The sequence below is a fragment of the Lysinibacillus sp. genome (assembly GCF_032093475.1).
In the GTDB taxonomy this organism is placed as follows: Bacteria; Bacillota; Bacilli; order Bacillales_A; family Planococcaceae; genus Lysinibacillus; species Lysinibacillus irui.
The window spans coordinates 1-15,632 of sequence record NZ_DAMDAY010000043.1; the positions used below are offsets into that span (position 1 = coordinate 1).

The 15,632-nt window shown below is 38.1% G+C and carries 15 protein-coding genes, 1 pseudogene and 2 riboswitches (1 of these 18 running past the window's edge); of the genes and pseudogenes, 4 read left to right on the forward strand and 12 right to left on the reverse strand.

Annotation, left to right across the window (positions count from 1 at the left end; translation table 11 throughout):
* Positions 1–224: 224 nt before the first annotated feature.
* Positions 225–464 carry a hypothetical protein gene (locus tag RT445_RS11030; protein WP_313470590.1) on the reverse strand — a complete coding sequence of 80 codons (240 nt, stop codon included), beginning with the start codon at positions 462–464 and terminating at the stop codon, positions 225–227.
* Positions 465–660: 196 nt separating this feature from the next.
* Here RT445_RS11030 and RT445_RS11035 point away from each other — a divergent pair, with 196 nt between their 5' ends.
* The gene (locus RT445_RS11035) at positions 661–1,467 is read left to right on the forward strand and encodes a YqcI/YcgG family protein (protein ID WP_313470591.1); all 807 of its coding nucleotides are present in this window, start codon (positions 661–663) and stop codon (positions 1,465–1,467) included.
* Here the strand turns inward: RT445_RS11035 and RT445_RS11040 are convergent.
* Together RT445_RS11040 and RT445_RS11045 are read right to left on the reverse strand one after the other, a co-directional pair.
* On the reverse strand, positions 1,414–2,727 hold the full coding sequence (locus tag RT445_RS11040; RefSeq protein ID WP_313470592.1) for an amino acid permease: 1,314 nt from the start codon (positions 2,725–2,727) through the stop codon (positions 1,414–1,416). The genes RT445_RS11035 and RT445_RS11040 overlap by 54 nt on opposite strands.
* Positions 2,728–2,743: 16 nt before the next feature.
* Positions 2,744–3,679, reverse strand: coding sequence for an arginine deiminase family protein (locus RT445_RS11045; protein WP_313470593.1), 936 nt, complete (start codon positions 3,677–3,679; stop codon positions 2,744–2,746).
* A gap of 132 nt (positions 3,680–3,811) precedes the next feature.
* Between RT445_RS11045 and RT445_RS11050 the strand changes: the two genes are divergently transcribed.
* A complete protein-coding gene (locus tag RT445_RS11050; protein WP_312505566.1) occupies positions 3,812–4,258 on the forward strand; it encodes an NUDIX hydrolase in 447 nt (148 codons plus the stop codon).
* Positions 4,259–4,288: 30 nt separating this feature from the next.
* Here RT445_RS11050 and splB read toward each other — a convergent pair whose 3' ends face one another.
* Positions 4,289–5,317, reverse strand: a complete 1,029-nt coding sequence (gene splB, locus RT445_RS11055) for a spore photoproduct lyase (RefSeq protein ID WP_313470594.1) — start codon at positions 5,315–5,317, stop codon at positions 4,289–4,291.
* A 9-nt stretch (positions 5,318–5,326) separates the two neighbouring features.
* A complete protein-coding gene (locus RT445_RS11060; protein WP_274796428.1) occupies positions 5,327–5,551 on the reverse strand; it encodes a transcriptional regulator SplA domain-containing protein in 225 nt (74 codons plus the stop codon).
* A 169-nt stretch (positions 5,552–5,720) separates the two neighbouring features.
* Here RT445_RS11060 and RT445_RS11065 point away from each other — a divergent pair, with 169 nt between their 5' ends.
* On the forward strand, positions 5,721–7,109 hold the full coding sequence (locus RT445_RS11065) for a TldD/PmbA family protein (RefSeq protein ID WP_274796427.1): 1,389 nt from the start codon (positions 5,721–5,723) through the stop codon (positions 7,107–7,109).
* 3 nt (positions 7,110–7,112) lie between these two features.
* Positions 7,113–8,456 carry a TldD/PmbA family protein gene (locus RT445_RS11070; protein WP_313470595.1) on the forward strand — a complete coding sequence of 448 codons (1,344 nt, stop codon included), beginning with the start codon at positions 7,113–7,115 and terminating at the stop codon, positions 8,454–8,456.
* A gap of 98 nt (positions 8,457–8,554) precedes the next feature.
* Here the strand turns inward: RT445_RS11070 and RT445_RS11075 are convergent, their stop codons facing one another.
* The 7 genes and pseudogenes from RT445_RS11075 to ribE form a co-directional block, all read right to left on the reverse strand.
* The gene (locus tag RT445_RS11075; protein WP_313470596.1) at positions 8,555–9,400 is read right to left on the reverse strand and encodes a GNAT family N-acetyltransferase; all 846 of its coding nucleotides are present in this window, start codon (positions 9,398–9,400) and stop codon (positions 8,555–8,557) included.
* A 13-nt stretch (positions 9,401–9,413) separates the two neighbouring features.
* A complete protein-coding gene (locus RT445_RS11080; RefSeq protein WP_313470597.1) occupies positions 9,414–9,962 on the reverse strand; it encodes a histidine phosphatase family protein in 549 nt (182 codons plus the stop codon).
* A 101-nt stretch (positions 9,963–10,063) separates the two neighbouring features.
* Positions 10,064–11,371, reverse strand: coding sequence for an ATP-binding protein (locus RT445_RS11085; protein WP_274796423.1), 1,308 nt, complete (start codon positions 11,369–11,371; stop codon positions 10,064–10,066).
* A 289-nt stretch (positions 11,372–11,660) separates the two neighbouring features.
* Entirely contained in the window at positions 11,661–13,106 is a 1,446-nt protein-coding gene (locus tag RT445_RS11090) for a spore germination protein (protein ID WP_313470598.1), read from the reverse strand.
* 152 nt (positions 13,107–13,258) lie between these two features.
* Complete coding sequence (gene ribH, locus RT445_RS11095; RefSeq protein ID WP_274796421.1) at positions 13,259–13,726, reverse strand: 6,7-dimethyl-8-ribityllumazine synthase; 468 nt, start codon at positions 13,724–13,726, stop codon at positions 13,259–13,261.
* Between the two features lie 54 nt (positions 13,727–13,780).
* Positions 13,781–14,380 (reverse strand): annotated as a pseudogene (gene ribB / locus RT445_RS11100) (3,4-dihydroxy-2-butanone-4-phosphate synthase); the annotation flags it as partial.
* Positions 14,381–14,396: 16 nt separating this feature from the next.
* Positions 14,397–15,035 (reverse strand): riboflavin synthase, encoded by a 639-nt coding sequence (gene ribE, locus RT445_RS11105; protein WP_274796420.1) that lies wholly within the window; start codon positions 15,033–15,035, stop codon positions 14,397–14,399.
* Between the two features lie 221 nt (positions 15,036–15,256).
* Positions 15,257–15,382, reverse strand: a riboswitch (FMN riboswitch).
* A gap of 189 nt (positions 15,383–15,571) precedes the next feature.
* A riboswitch (FMN riboswitch) is annotated at positions 15,572–15,632 on the reverse strand (it continues 165 nt past the right edge of the window).

Here is a 15,632-nt window from a genome sequence, read left to right on the forward strand (position 1 = left end):
CATTCCGCTCATACTCTTGATCGAGGTGATCCTTATTGGTTCAAAACCGCTCATATCCTTGCTCAAGGTGATCATAATTGGCTCCATTCTGCTCATACTCTTGCTCGAGGTGATCATTCTTGGCTCAATACCGCTCATATCCTTGTTCGAGGTGATCATAATTGGCTCCATTCCGCTCATATCCTTGTTCGAGGTGATCCTTATTGGTCAAAGCCGCTCATACCCTAGCTCGAGGTGATCACCTTTGACTCAATTCCGCTCATATCCTTGATCGAAGTGATCCTTATTGGCTCCATTCCGCCCATATCCTTGATCGAAGTGATCCTTATTGGCTCCATTCCGCTCATATCCTGGCTCAAGGTGATCATAATTGGCTCAAAGCCGCTCATACTCTTGATCGAGGTGATCCTTATTGGCTCCATCCCGCTCATACTCTTGATCGAGGTGATCATTCTTGGCTCCATTCCGCTCATACCCTATCTCAAGGTGGTTACATTTGACTCAATACCGCTCATACTCTGGTTTGAAAAATAAAGACCATTTGTGATTTGTATTGATTGATCAGTCTCTCGAAAGAATACCTCGTATACTCGCGACAGATTCGTAACCCATTTGCTTTTTCTTTAATAGTATAAAAGTGAGTAGAAGGAGGAGTCTCAAGTGGAAGGTGTAGTGTTTGATAGGAAGTGGATTGAGGATCATTTTGAAGCACTTCCATTATGGCAACAGTCTGCCTATAATGACTTTGCTGCCACGATTGCTGATGAAGCAAATACGTTTCCGTGTGTACCAGCCAGAATGGGCTTTTTATCTAATCATTTACGTTATAGTTTTGTTGGCGATTCACGGGAAGAGCAATCGATTAACTTGCTAGCACAGTGCTTAAAGGAATACGCGAAAGTCTCGCGATCTTGTGGAAAATATACAACCCTTACAGTGTTTTTTCATACCCCTCTTGATATGCTAGAAAGCTTTAAGGTGGAGGATTATCAACAGTTATTTTGGTCAGTCTTAAACCATTTAACCAACATAGATGAGGTAGCTTGGCCTGAAGAAATACCGACAGATCCAGTCCATAATGAATGGGAGTTTTGCTTTAACGGGGAACCCTATTTTATTTCTTGTGCTACACCAGCACATAAATTGCGGAAGAGCCGTCATTTTTCTACTTTGTTAATGGCCATTCAACCTCGCTGGATATTTAATGATATAAACGACTCTACTGCATTTGGACAAAAAATGAAAAAGCTCATCCGCCAGCGCATTGCAGACTATGACCAAATTCCAGGACATCCTGATTTAAAATGGTATGGACAAGAGGATAGCTATGAATGGAAGCAGTATTTTTTAAGTGACGATAATCAAAGTCCATCCAAATGCCCTTTTTTACGGATGTCACAGGAAAATGGTTCATTACGTAATATTCCTTTGCCTTTTCACGACGAACCAGGTCGCCAATCCAATTAGAACAATAAAGAGCAGGCTCACGTAAAAACCGAGTCTGCTTGTTTTTTCGCCTAAAGTCCCAGACACCGTCACTATAATGAGTAATATCCCTATATTATTTTTCACATAGGCCCACTTTGATAATGCCATGAGCTTCCTATAGGTCACTAAAATAAAGAGCCAGTTGTAGATTAGCATTAAACCCGCTGCGGTAATTAAATATTCAAAAATTTTTTCTGGCATCAGAAAGCCAATAACAATCGTGATGACTAAACCACTCGTTAAAAAAATAAAGGCGGGAAATGGCACTTTCATTTTCCCTTTTTTCGCCAAAATATCTGGAGCATCATGATCCTCTGCCAGTGTTATAAGAATGGTGATAACCGCGTAAAGCGAAGCGACCATTGTTGAAAAACCAGCAATGATTAATACACCATTAAAAATATCTGCTACAAAAGGTATATGATAACCATGAAGTGCTGTGATAAAAGGGCTTTCATCTATCGCAAAGTCTTTCCATGATACAAGTGCCAATGCAAGTGCAATAGCTAGGATAAAGATGATTGTTATGACAACAAGCATAATTCTTCCTGCTTTCGGCGCCTCTTGCGGATTTTTTAAATCGATAACCATTAACCCCATTACCTCAATTCCTCCATAGGCATAAAAGGCATAGAGCAGTCCAAGCCATATTCCTTTCATTCCTTGTGAAAAAAAGGATTCATAATTAGCTTGTAATGAATCCAGTGTTGCTGCTTGCGTGCCTTTCATGATGATAATAACGGCAACGATAATAAACATGATAATGGCAGCAGCTTTTAAAGCTCCGAAGATATTTTGGAAATTTTCAAAGCCCTTCATACCTGTTAGAATCACGACTAATCCTAGTACGGCATAAATCGCTGCAGAAATCCAGAGTGGCAGTGCTGGAAACCAGAACCTCGTAAAAATTCCGAGCGCCATCAGCTGACTTCCCATGATTAATAACTCTGACATCAAGTATACCCAGCCATTACTGAACCCTGCCCATCGTCCAAAGGCTTGCTTGGCATAAGTACGAAAGGAGCCTTTATCAGGGTTTTCCACAGACATTTTGACAAGAGCCTCATAAACTATATACGTGCAAATGGCTGCTAATAAAAAAGGAATGAGCACGGCTGGTCCGCTTTTATGAATGGCCATACTTGTTCCAAGAAAAAAGCCTGTTCCTAATGTACAGCCGATACCGAGAAGTGAAAGCTGCCACCAAGACATTCTACCCTTACTTGTTTTTGATGTCATTATTATCAGCCTTTCATTACGTTCTTACTAATGGCATTGTCATGCATCGAATTCCACCACCGCCTTTTTCAAGCTCTGTGACGTCAACCTCAAGCAAGTTCTTTTTCTTTAGTAGTGGATGTGCCAATAATTGCTGTTTCGATGCCTGTTTGCTAATCACTAATGTTTCAGGATTTAGGTTAATAAAATTAATATCAGGGATTGTCTTATAGGTGTCTAGCCAGAAAACTTCAAAACCATGATGCTTTAAAAATGATTCCACCATATCAAAACGTCTGCTTTTCGCTTTCAATACCTGTACTGGAAAGTAACGAACAAAACTTTTAGCGATGACCAAATTCTTGTTCACAACATTACAATTCATATCTAAATGAAGCGTATCATTGCTTTTTGGTAAATCAATGACTGCGATTTCAGAAAATCCCTCATGTAAAATAGTTTCCATTATACCTTCGATAGCCTCTATTGTCGTTCGCATACCGAGATTAATAAGTACAGCATCCTTATTTAAAATCAACACATCTCCACACTCGAATGAATGTAGTGGTTGCAACATTGGCATCAATTGTTGGGGAAACCATTTTTCTAAAAGTGCATGAGCAAGAGGATATTCTGGTTGCCTTAGTGAGCTTCCTGCATTACCAGGTACTATTCGATTGCCGATAACACACGCAAGATCACGTACAAAATAACGGTTAATCAACTGTTCACTTAATAACTGCTGATCAATAGGAAGTTCTTTTGCGTAATCTATAACTTTAACCCCCGCGTTTTCTAATATCATCTTTAGTGCCATGAAGCTTTCCAGTGCCTTACTATGATTAACCGTATCACTCCAACCTACCTGCTCCGCTATCGTTAAATCTGAGACATCTGCAATTGAAGGTGCACAAAGCATGACAACCTTTAGCTCTTCATGCTCTGACCAACAATTTACTTGGAATGAATCCACTCTATTTTCTCCCCTTTTTCATTAGCGTTACCATTGCTTTTTGGATTATACAAATATGAACATAAGCAGGATTTTTTCATTTTATGGTTAATTCATACAGAGGGAAAATCAATTAAAGAAAAGGATGTTATCATGGAATACTATAAATTTTTAAGACAATACGTAGGACATCAACCGATTATTTTACCTGGATCTGTTGTCATCATGTTAAATAGTGCAAACGAAGTGTTACTACAAAAAAGATATGATGGCGGCTGGGGGCTTCCAGGTGGCTTAATGGAATTGGGTGAGAGCTTAGAAGATACCGCCAAAAGAGAAGTGTTAGAAGAAACAGGTCTGATCATCTCAGACTTACAGTTACTGGGTGTTTTTTCTGGACCTGATTGCTATCTTAAAGTGTCAAATGGAGATGAATTATATTCTGTTACAGCTGTCTATTATACAAGAAATGTTCACGGTGATTTAGTGATTGATTACAATGAATCAGAGACGATGCACTATTTCTCACTGAGCCATTTACCACAAAATTTAACAGATCGTCGTTTTATTGAACCATATATAGCACAATTATTACTATAGAGAGAAAACATATTGTTCTCTCTCTCATAGTTACGTAAAATATTCTAGCTTCGCTTGTGGAAAGAATTTTTGCATATAGCGATATAAATGTTCTTTAATATCTTCCTCTTCTTCTTTTTGATAAATATATTTGCCAATTCCATATTTGCCCCATTTATACCTTCTCACAGTTTCGTCGAGTTCTAGCTTCGTCATCGGGTAATTTTTTTCAATTACTCGTTTAGCTGGCTTTGTAAAGCGATGCTGAATAAACTCAAATGTGATATCATCGCGTACATCCTTAGGTAGCTCTGCATCTAATCGTTCAAACATATGGTAATATCCCTCCTGCCACCCTTCATGGAGATAAATAGGGGCCACAATAAATCCAAGTGGATATCCAGCTCTTGCCACTTTACCTGCCGCCTCTATGCGCTTTGCAAGTGGGGATGTACCTGGCTCAAAATGTTTGATGACATAATCTGCATTAACGCTAAAACGAAACCTTGTCTTGCCATTATGATTGGCATCCAATAGGTGGTCTACATGATGGAATTTCGTAACAAACCGCAATTGGCCAAGCTCGCTTTGCCCAAAATGCTCAATAGCACGTTTCAATGTATGTGTTAAATGATCAATCCCTACAATATCAGAGGTACAAGATGCCTCGAAGCGTGTGATTTCAGGAGCTCTTTCGGCCATGTAATGATCAGCTTGCTCTAGAATTTCATCGACATTTACATACGTACGAATATAAGGTTTGTTGCCCATTGTCGTTTGTAAATAACAATAATGACAATGGCCCATACAGCCTGTTGCAAATGGAATGGCATATTCTGCTGAAGGCTTCGATGTATCAAACTTTAACGTCTTTCTAATCCCAACCACTAAGGTGGATTTAGCTACGCGATACTTTTGAAAATCATTGTCTCCTGGCAGATTTCTTACTTGATTGTGCGACGTCGTATAGCGAATTTCAATCCCCATTTTCTCAAACTTCTCTTTGAGCTCCTGCCCTAATGGATACTGAAGTGCATCGGGTTCAAAATAGACAAGCTGAGGTGTAAAAGGCTTTATCATGTCCACCTCCTAGTGAAAATACTGATGATAGGCTTGTTCAGCTGCCATCTCACTCGAAAAAATTAACATATCATTCGTGATCGGATAATAGGTTTCGAATAAAAATAGAGCTAGCTCCTCTGGTTGCTCTGGATGATTGACTACCGCCGCTTCCTGTATATTCGCTACATCCTGAATATGTGGATTGCGATAAAAAATATAAACTATATCACCAGCATTATATGGTTGCTGCATCTCTTCACCTTCCTCTGTCTTTCCATTAGTTTGGTGAAATTGCATAAAAATTATGTCATAAAAAATTTTATTGGCAATATACATAAATTTGTATATCACCAATCTAGAAATATAGAATAATACAGAACTTTTTAAAAATTTGGTATAATCAAGAAAAGGAGGAATTTATATGATTAAACAATCCATTATAGAAAATGTGCTTGAAGCAGCTCTCGCTACAGGTGGTGATTTTTCTGAAATCTTCATTGAAGATAAGTATGCTAATGAATTCGTTTTACAAAGCGGACAAATCGATCAAAGTATTGCTGGACGTGATTTTGGTATTGGCATTCGAATTTTTTCAGGCCTTCAAAGTATCTATACCTACACTAATGATTTTTCAGAGGAAGGCTTATTGGCAGCAGCCAAACGAGCAGCACTAGCTATCAAAGGTGGTGCGTCAGGTACTATTCACCCTCTTCATAAGGAGATGGTGACACCTATTCATCAAATCCTGCGTATGCCTAATACTGTGGAGCACAGCAGGAAAACCGCTATCATGCGACAAGCAGATTCAATCGCTAGAAATTATGACCCCCGTATTAGTCAAGTATTTGTCCGTTATTTAGACGAACAGCAGAACGTACTAATCGCTAATTCTGAAGGTAAATTTGTAGAGGACACACGTATTTATAGTAGGCTGAGCATGCGAGCAACTGCTGAAGAAGGTACTGAAGTGCAAACAGGTTTCTATGGTCCTGGTGCCCATGCAGGCTTTGAATTTATTGAAAGACTGGATCTTAATCATTACGCAGGAGAAGCTGCACGTATTGCTGTAACGATGCTTCATGCAGATGAATGTCCAAGCGGAAAATTCCCTGTCATCATTGATAATGAATTCGGTGGCGTTATTTTCCATGAGGCTTGTGGCCATGGCTTAGAAGCAACAGCTGTTGCTAAAAATAATTCTGTCTTTGCGAATCGTATTGGGGAAAGAGTGGCTCCTGAAATTGTTACATATATTGATGACGGCACACTTCCGAATGAATGGGGTTCGCTTAATATTGATGATGAGGGAGAAAAAACAAGGAGAAATGTTTTAATTGAAAATGGTATTTTAAAGGGCTACCTAATTGATAAATTTAATGCTCGACGCATGAATGCGCAGCCAACAGGCTCTTCACGCCGACAATCCTACCGATTTAATCCAACATCACGCATGACGAATACCTTTATCGCACCTGGCACATCTACGCCAGCCGATATTATCGCTTCTACAGAATACGGAATTTATGCAAAATATATGGGTGGTGGACAAGTTTCCCCTTCCACTGGTGATTATAATTTTGCGGTAATGGAAGCTTATATCGTCAAAGATGGCAAAATTGAACGACCTGTGCGAGGGGCAACCCTTATTGGCAATGGAGCTAAAACATTGCAGCTAGTTGATCGAGTTGGCAATAATCTTGCGCACGGAGCCGGCATGTGTGGATCACTAAGTGGTAGCCTTCCTGTCAATGTTGGTCAGCCGATGATTCGCGTGAGTGAAATAACTGTTGGTGGAACAAAGGGGGAATAAACTATGAGCATTACACAATACCAAAAAAATCTTTTACAACAAGCAGTAGAAGCTGGATTAACAGAAGCAGAAGTCTATTATGAACAGAAAACTTCATTTCAGTGCACACTTTATGAAGGTGAATTGGATAGCTATGAAACATCAGACGATGGCGGTCTCAGTCTTCGAGGACTCTATAATGGAAAGATGGGCTATGCATATACAGAAAAAATAGATGATGATTCTATCGCTTTTTTAATTGATCAGGTGAAAGCCAATGCGGATGTACTCGATGAGCCTGAAGATCTCTCTATTTTTGAGGGTAGCGAGAAATACGCTCAACATTCTTTTTTTAATGAAGAACTAGAAGCAGTGAGTATTCCAGAAAAGATTGAATGTTTAAAGGCTATAGAGCAAAAAATCAGAGCGTATGATCCCCGCATTATAACGCTCGATTATTGTATACTTCAATACTATTCAACTGAACGTGCTTTAGCGAATAGTAAAAATTTATCTTTATCACATAAGGAAAACGGCTTAGTCCTCTTCCTGTCCACAGTTGTCAAGCAAGGTGACGAATTAAAAGCTGGTAGTTATTTGAAAATGACAAGAGATTTTCATTCCCTTGATGTAGATGCTATTGCCAAGGCTGCTGCTGAGGAGGCTCTCGCCCATTTAGGTGAGCAATCCATCCCTTCAAGCAAATATCCCATCATTCTCCGTCATGATGCCGCAGCGGAATTACTAAGTACCTTTATGCCGATTTTCTCCGCTGAGAAGGCACAAAAAAATCAGTCATTGCTAAAAGGCAAAGAAGGACAGCAAGTGGCTTCTGACATATTGTCACTCATCACTGCACCGTATCATCCTGAAGCGTTATCAGGAGGCAATTTTGATGGTGAAGGTGTTGCCACTAAACAACAAGCCATAATTACCGATGGCACATTACAAACACTCTTGCACAATCGAAAAACAGCCAAAAAAGACGGCTGTGAGTCAACAGGTCATGCACAAAGAGAATCTTATAAGGACACTTTGTCTGTCGCCCCACAAAACTTTTATATTGCACCCGGCCAAGAGACACAGGACTCATTAATCCACTCTTTAACTGAAGGTGTGCTTATTACGGATCTATCAGGACTTCATTCAGGAACAAATAGTATTTCTGGTGATTTTTCAGTGGCAGCTAGAGGATTCCATATTCAAGATGGTCAAATTGCCTCACCAGTCAAACAAATGACCATTGCAGGTAATTTCTTCACATTATTAAAAGATATACAAGCCATTAGCTCAGATCTGTACTTCTTACCAAGTGGCCATGGTTCTCCCTCTTTCATTGTTAAAGAACTAGCAGTAACAGTAGAATAATAGAAGAGCGAGCCATCCATTACTTCCGGAGGCTCGCTATTTCAATAAAAGACATGTTCTTCATTTTTTATTCCGGGTTCTTTATTACAATAGTTTGCTTAAAATTGCTTTTTCATCTGTACCTGCTCTGTCGTCACCTTTAGGCCATTCTTTATTAAAAAGCTAGTTGCGGGATTATTAGCTAAAAAGTTAACAGCCGTCATTTGGACTGGACATGTTATGACGCTTTCGAGAAAGTTGGGTAGTAAATTTTGATGTCGATCTTCAAGTATCTCTAATTGGTAGAGTAGTATTCGCTCCACTTCACCACTATCATTCCAAACGGTTTTGTATAGCATATAGCCCAGTGCTTTATTATCGTCGTTATAAAAAATCTTGGCTTCTCCCTGTTTCACACTCTGCCAGCTACATTGCCACGGCACATCTTCCTGATAGAACGGGAAATGGGGTAGTTGCTCAGGGCGAATAGTTTCTATATGAATGCGAGCTGTATGTTCAAATTCCCCTTCATATTCCCCACTTAAAAATAGCAATTGGTTGGAAATAGCATAGCCATATTTCTCATATAACGCAATGGCAACCTTATTTTCTTTGATCGCTTCCAACGTAGCGATCTCCACCTGTTCTCGCTCGTAGATAGCTAGGGCTTCTTCCATTAATAAACGGGAAACTCCTTTACCACGATAGTCTGGTGAAATACCTGTGCCACCATTCCAAGCAGTTTTCTTGCCATTGACGATACGGAAACCGTTTAGAACGATTGCAATTGGTTCATCCTGGTCAAAAATAACAATAGAATGCGTTGGAGACAGCCCCTCCCCAACTAATCGATGCAAAAACATTTCTGCCGTCATGTTGATTTCAACAAAATATCCTTCAAAGCCTTTATTCCATGCTTTCAATACTTCTTCTAACGTGCACTGTGAAACTGTTTTGATCTTCATATTGTCCCTCTTCTCAAATGGAATCTATTTTTGCTAAATCTTCTAAAGTTAATTTCTTCACAATATCATATCCTTGACCTGGACCTTTTGGCCGTATTACTACCGTTCCCATATCGGGGAGGATGCCAAGTCCCACATCTCTAGGAAAGCTATGGCCAATGATTACACTGTTCATGCCCTGTGGCGGAATTATTTCCAGCATAGATGAAAGGGCTGTTAATATTCTAGTTTGCTCACTGCTAGGAAGATCGCCACCTAACTTATAGATGTCATACAAAAAGGGCACAATTTGTACATCGTAATTTGGAAATGCCAGCCGAGCGGTTTCAATTGTTCGACAAAATGGACTTGTTGCAATAGGAGAAAGGATAGGGATTTGCCAATAACGTAGCATTTGACCAAAATAAACAGCTTCCCTACGCCCTTGTTCTGATAAGTTTCTCTGATTTTGACAACTATGAAATGTACCATAGGGTTGATCTACACCAACCGTTGCTGCCCCATGCCTTCCATACAAAATAAGCCCGCCCTTTTTCATTAATGCCAGGAGGCTCTTTTCCATTTTCTTCATCTCCTCCATCATATCACTTTATACTTTGTAATGTATGTCCTACATATTAAAAAAAGCTCCCCACAATTGTTTTGTAGAAAGCTTTTTTCCTGTTATTTTATTGGTATATTAACAATGGCAGTCGTTTCTAAATGTGTTGATGAATCGATCGAAATATGACCATTATATTTTGAAACAATTTCTTTAACTATAAATAATCCTTGTCCTCTTAGTCTACCATTCTCAAGTTTTTTCGTTGAGAAACCTTGTTTAAATATTTGGTCAGGATGAGCAATATTTGGACCTGTATTGGTAATTTTAAATTCATATTGTGCTTCATCTGCTCGACAGCAAATCATTATTTTACGTTGTCCCTCCGGTAACTCTACTGCAGCATCTATGGCATTATCAATTAAGTTCGATAGAATCTTGATTAAATCTGTCGTTTTAATCTTATTAAAGTCATCTTGAGAGATAGTAAAATCCATATCGATGTTATGATTCTGTGCCGTTAACTTTTTCGTTTGCAATAATATGGATAAACCTGGATGATCAATATTTAACTTTAATGATTTAATTGCTTGAACCTCTTTGGATAGTGAAGACAAATATTGTTTGGCTTGCTCAGTCTTTTCTAATTGAAGAAGACCGTGTAATACTTGAATATGATTCGTAAAATCATGACGTAATGATGACACCGACGTAATCAATGCTTTGATTTCTGCTTGATATGTGTCTTCAGTAGCACCAACTTCTTTCGCTACTTCCTTTTGATACCATCTCTGTAAAAATAAAAAAGAACCAATGACAATTAAAATAAAGACTCCATTAAAGATAAAAATAAATAGATTGTCTTCAATGACTTTACCTTTAATACCATTTAAAGTATCTGCGCTAATATCAATACCTAAAAACCCAATAATTTTCCCATTGTCATCTTTGATGGGTGCGCCAACTGATAAGTAGGAACCATGTATAGAGTCATGTATGACCTCTGTAACATAGGTTTCACCGTTATAAGCTTTTTCAACTTCCTTCGCGGGAACGGTACAAACTACCCCAATTTCGAAGCCCTCTCTCATTTCTTTTGGCATCCCTGTAATCATGGCTGTCGATACTTCTGGATTATCCACCTTTAGGGTGTAAACAAATAGTGCACCCAGTTTTATTCTTGCATCGTTTAAGTAGCTTCTTACTTTCCAATAATACGCATTTTCCTGTGGATTATTCAAAAATTGCTGATAAGCATCCGTATCAATAGATGAAGCAATGGAACGGGCAGCCTCTAAACTTTGATTGGCAATCGACTCCTCAACGGTCTTTTTAATTTTTACATAGGATGTAAAGATGTTTAAACTTGTAAACAAACATAATAAAAACGTTGATAGAATTAATATTAGTTTTACTTTTCGATTTTTCATATAAAACGGGACTTCCTCATCTATAAATATTCTAGAATATTATTATATTATAATTAACTCTATTGTATCGTTTGTATTGCGAACATTGCTTGTATATCCTACATAAATTAAAACATAAAATCAAATTTTATTTTTCCATTACTAAAATTATACACTTAACAAATAGTTTAATAATCCTTAACAAGAAAGTAAACTAAAAAGGTAAATAGTAACGTTTTATGTCTCTTTTCACTAAAATAAAACAAAGAAAAAGACCAGGTACTAACAATACCTGATCTTCTTTGAAAAGTTATTTATTTTTACTTGAAGTACGTGTTCGATCTTGTGGCTTTAAAAAGGAAGGCCGCTTGCTATAGCCCTTTGGAGAAACACGTAATAAAGATTTTCTAATATTGCCTTTTTCAAAATCTGCACTAAAGTTAATATATGGTACACCTAGTACTTGCATATTTGCTGTATACAGTAGAATGAAGAAGACTGAAATAAAAAACCCAAATAAACCCAAAAATGCAGATGCAATAATGATGATTAATCGGAAAATACTCATAGCTGTCACGAATGATTGATTAACAAGTGTAAAAGCAGCAATACTTGAAATGGCAATCACCACAATCATCGAAGGGCTTGTAACACCAGCTTTTATCGCAGCATCGCCGATAATTAAGCCACCTACCACACTAACGGAGCCACTGACAGCACTGGGTAGACGTAAGTTCGCTTCACGAAACAGTTCAAACATAAATAGCATTAGTAGTATTTCTAAAATCGTTGGAAATGGTAAACCCGTTCTTGACTCTACAACCGTTGCAAGAAGTAGAAAAGGTAGCTGTTCTTGATGGAAAGTTGTTAATGCAAGCCAAAAGCCGGGTAATAACATACTAATCATTATGCCTACAATTCGTAGCACTCGTTCCATTGAACTGACAATAATAGGATATTCATTATCTTCTGCCGATTTAAAAAGCAGCATAATATTTGTTGGTGTAATCATGGCATACGAAACACCATCAATCATGAGAAGTATTCTTCCCCTAATCAATGCCTGGACTGCAAAATCTGGTCTTCCGGTATAGTCATGTCTTGGAAGAATCGTGGCAGTTTTCTCGATTGCTTCCATTAATAAATCACCATTGACAACGATATCCGTATCAATCTTTTGTAATTGTAATCGAATTTGCTCCAGCATATTGAGGTTCACAATATCTTCCATAAAAAGGATCGCTACTGTAGTTTTAGAACGTTTACCAATTTCTAATGTCTCGACACTAAATGAATTGGTTGGTAATCGTTTTCTTAACAAAGCAATATTAATGAATATATCTTCAATAAAGTCATCTCTAGGTCCTTTAACTACTAATTCAAGTGTTGTTTCTCCAGGCTCTCGGTTAGGTCGTTTTGAAATATTGCTCGAATATAATAATTGATTTTCCTCAAAATACAATAATACGTGGCCCTTATAAACTCTTGTCAGTATATCCTCTTTCGTTAGTACCTTTTGAAGATAAGGAATTTGTAAATGCTGTTCTATTTGTTCTTCTAGCATTTCGTCAGAGCTATTATTTAATAAGTCTTGAACCCGTTGAACAATCACTGTTTGAAGTATTTGCTCGTCTACCATCGCATCACAAGTTATAAAATGTACCGTATGTTGCTGAAATTTATACTGTTGGAATATCACATCAGCAGAGCGTTGAAATAGTGATTTCAGCATTTTCAAATTAATCATTTGTTCCATTGATGAAATACTTCTCATCTCCTACTGAGCCAGCTCAAGATTAGTACATTTATGATAAACAACTTTCAATAAATACACTTAAGCATATTTTTCCCATGGATATTAAAAATATTCAAGAAAACAAATGATGTGATGGCTATTAGAACATGTTCTTATCCAATCATTTTTTTCAGATTTGCCATTTCAATTGCTGACATTGCAGCATCATAGCCTTTATTACCAGACTTCGTGCCAGCACGTTCAATTGCCTGTTCAATATTTTCTGTTGTGACAATACCGAAAATAACAGGGACATTTGTTGTTAAGGACACATTGGCAATACCTTTTGCCGACTCATTACACACATAGTCATAATGTGTTGTTGATCCACGAATAACAGTTCCTAATCCAATAATGGCATCATATTTCTTTGTTTCTGCTAATTGCTTAGCAATAAATGGAACTTCAAAAGCTCCAGGAACCCACGCTACGTCAATAGATGCTTCATCTACTCCATGTCGTGTTAAACCATCCATTGCTCCATCCAATAATTTGCTTGTAATAAACTCATTAAAACGTCCTACGACTACCGCTATTTTTAAATCTGTTCCAATTAATTGTGCTTCAAATTTTTTACCCATTGTTCTTTCTCCTTTTTAAATAGATAGTGTATTTTCTGTTGTGAATAACCGATTGCGATAGGCAACCAATGCTTCTATCGATATCATTTTTAAGCCATGTTGAGCTGCGTACTTTGTCAGCTCTTCAAAACGTAGCATCTGTCCATCATCACCCATGATTTCGCAAATAACACCCGCAGGCACACTCTGGCAAAGCTTTGCTAAATCAACAGTTGCCTCAGTATGTCCTCTACGCTCTAAGACACCGTTATCCTTTGCAATTAGAGGAAAAACATGGCCAGGTCGACGAAAATCAGTTGGCCTTGCTTGATCTTCAATCATCTTTTGAATTGTCAACGCGCGTTCAAAGGCACTAATTCCTGTCGTTGTTTCTTCATGGTCGATACTGACCGTAAATGCTGTTTGATGGTTATCTGTATTGTTCTGGACCATTGGATGTAGATCTAGCTTTTGTGCTAGCTGCTGTGAAATAGGCGTACAAATAAGACCTCTACCATAGGTTGCCATAAAGTTAATTGTTTCCGGTGTGATGAATTCAGCAAGCGCTAGAAGGTCCCCCTCATTTTCTCGATCTTCATCATCAACTACCACAATTATTTTGCCTTGCTTTAAATCTTCTAGGGCTTCTTCAATTGCATGCAGCACTAGTGTCATCTCCTCATTTTATATATTAAAAACCATGTTGGGCTAAGTAATCTCTTGTAATGGTTGACGTAACTTGTCCTTTTTTCAGTTGCTGCAAAATATACTTACCAACCAAATCTGTTTCGATATTTACGATTGCTCCAACCTTCTTCATACCTAAAACAGTTTCCTTATACGTATGCGGAATCAATGAAATAGTGACACTGTTCGATTCAACATGAAAAATGGTTAAACTCGTGCCATCAATTGTGATGGAACCCTTTGGAATACAAAAGCTTGTGAGTTCCTCTGATAACTCGATATCGATATAGACTGCATTAGCAACCGGACGCTTTCGTAAAATTTTCCCGATTCCATCCACATGTCCAGCTACAAAATGACCACCAAATCGCCCATTTGCAGGCATAGCGCGCTCCAAATTAACGGGATCTCCTATCGCTAGCTGCTGTAAATTAGTTGCTTTGACTGTCTCAGGCATAACATCCATGGTAAGTTCCTGCTGCGTAAAATGTGTCACCGTTAAACAAACACCATTGACTGCTATACTATCGCCAAGCTTTACATCCTCCACTATTTTGGGTGATTGAACAGTAATTTTCATACTGTACTTATCGCTTTGCACGGCTTTAATTGTGCCAATATCCTCTACAAGCCCCGTAAACATTTCTCCACCTTCTTTCTTTTTTTTGACAGTTTTTATCCGTCACTTTTCGGAGTGTTTCCGTTAATTTTAGTTTTCTATCCGTCATTTTAAACGTTGTATCCGTCTCCCTTCCTAGCTAACAAAAAAAGAAAAACCCCTTTGACAAAGGGGTTTTGGGAGTATAAGACATCAACAAATAAGCCTAGTTGGATTAACTTTTTTTTCCATAGACTACTATCTCATTTGTTCTTCTCCCATCCAGACTATAACTGTCGGTTTTGGATTTGCACCAAATCAGCTTGCGCTCACGGACTTTGAATGACTTCATCACCGCCGATTGGGAATTTCACCCTACCCCGAAGAACATCTTCTATTCAATTAGTTTGTTCGCTAAATCAGTGAGATCTACTATGCATCTCTATCCTTGAGGTGGTTGTATTGCGTACTTGTTATTAAACGAAAACAAAAAAACTTCCCGCATAATGAATGGGAAGTTTGTAATAAATGCATAGTCAAATAAACCCTCTAAATTATTTTAAATTTAAAAAGTTTGCATTTATACCCTTCTCCCATCCAGACTATAACTGTCGGTTTTGGATTTGCACCAAATCAGCTTGC

What these genes read in the sequence shown, in the direction of transcription:
- RT445_RS11030 (WP_313470590.1), bottom strand. Translation starts at nt 464, where the DNA reads ATGGAGCCAAGAATGATCACCTCGATCAAGAGTATGAGCGGGATGGAG.
- RT445_RS11040 (WP_313470592.1), bottom strand. Translation starts at nt 2,727, where the DNA reads ATGACATCAAAAACAAGTAAGGGTAGAATGTCTTGGTGGCAGCTTTCA.
- RT445_RS11050 (WP_312505566.1), top strand. Translation starts at nt 3,812, where the DNA reads ATGGAATACTATAAATTTTTAAGACAATACGTAGGACATCAACCGATT.
- splB (WP_313470594.1), bottom strand. Translation starts at nt 5,317, where the DNA reads ATGATAAAGCCTTTTACACCTCAGCTTGTCTATTTTGAACCCGATGCA.
- RT445_RS11060 (WP_274796428.1), bottom strand. Translation starts at nt 5,551, where the DNA reads ATGCAGCAACCATATAATGCTGGTGATATAGTTTATATTTTTTATCGC.
- RT445_RS11065 (WP_274796427.1), top strand. Translation starts at nt 5,721, where the DNA reads ATGATTAAACAATCCATTATAGAAAATGTGCTTGAAGCAGCTCTCGCT.
- RT445_RS11070 (WP_313470595.1), top strand. Translation starts at nt 7,113, where the DNA reads ATGAGCATTACACAATACCAAAAAAATCTTTTACAACAAGCAGTAGAA.
- RT445_RS11075 (WP_313470596.1), bottom strand. Translation starts at nt 9,400, where the DNA reads ATGAAGATCAAAACAGTTTCACAGTGCACGTTAGAAGAAGTATTGAAA.
- RT445_RS11080 (WP_313470597.1), bottom strand. Translation starts at nt 9,962, where the DNA reads ATGGAAAAGAGCCTCCTGGCATTAATGAAAAAGGGCGGGCTTATTTTG.
- RT445_RS11085 (WP_274796423.1), bottom strand. Translation starts at nt 11,371, where the DNA reads ATGAAAAATCGAAAAGTAAAACTAATATTAATTCTATCAACGTTTTTA.
- RT445_RS11090 (WP_313470598.1), bottom strand. Translation starts at nt 13,106, where the DNA reads ATGGAACAAATGATTAATTTGAAAATGCTGAAATCACTATTTCAACGC.
- ribH (WP_274796421.1), bottom strand. Translation starts at nt 13,726, where the DNA reads ATGGGTAAAAAATTTGAAGCACAATTAATTGGAACAGATTTAAAAATA.
- ribE (WP_274796420.1), bottom strand. Translation starts at nt 15,035, where the DNA reads ATGTTTACGGGGCTTGTAGAGGATATTGGCACAATTAAAGCCGTGCAA.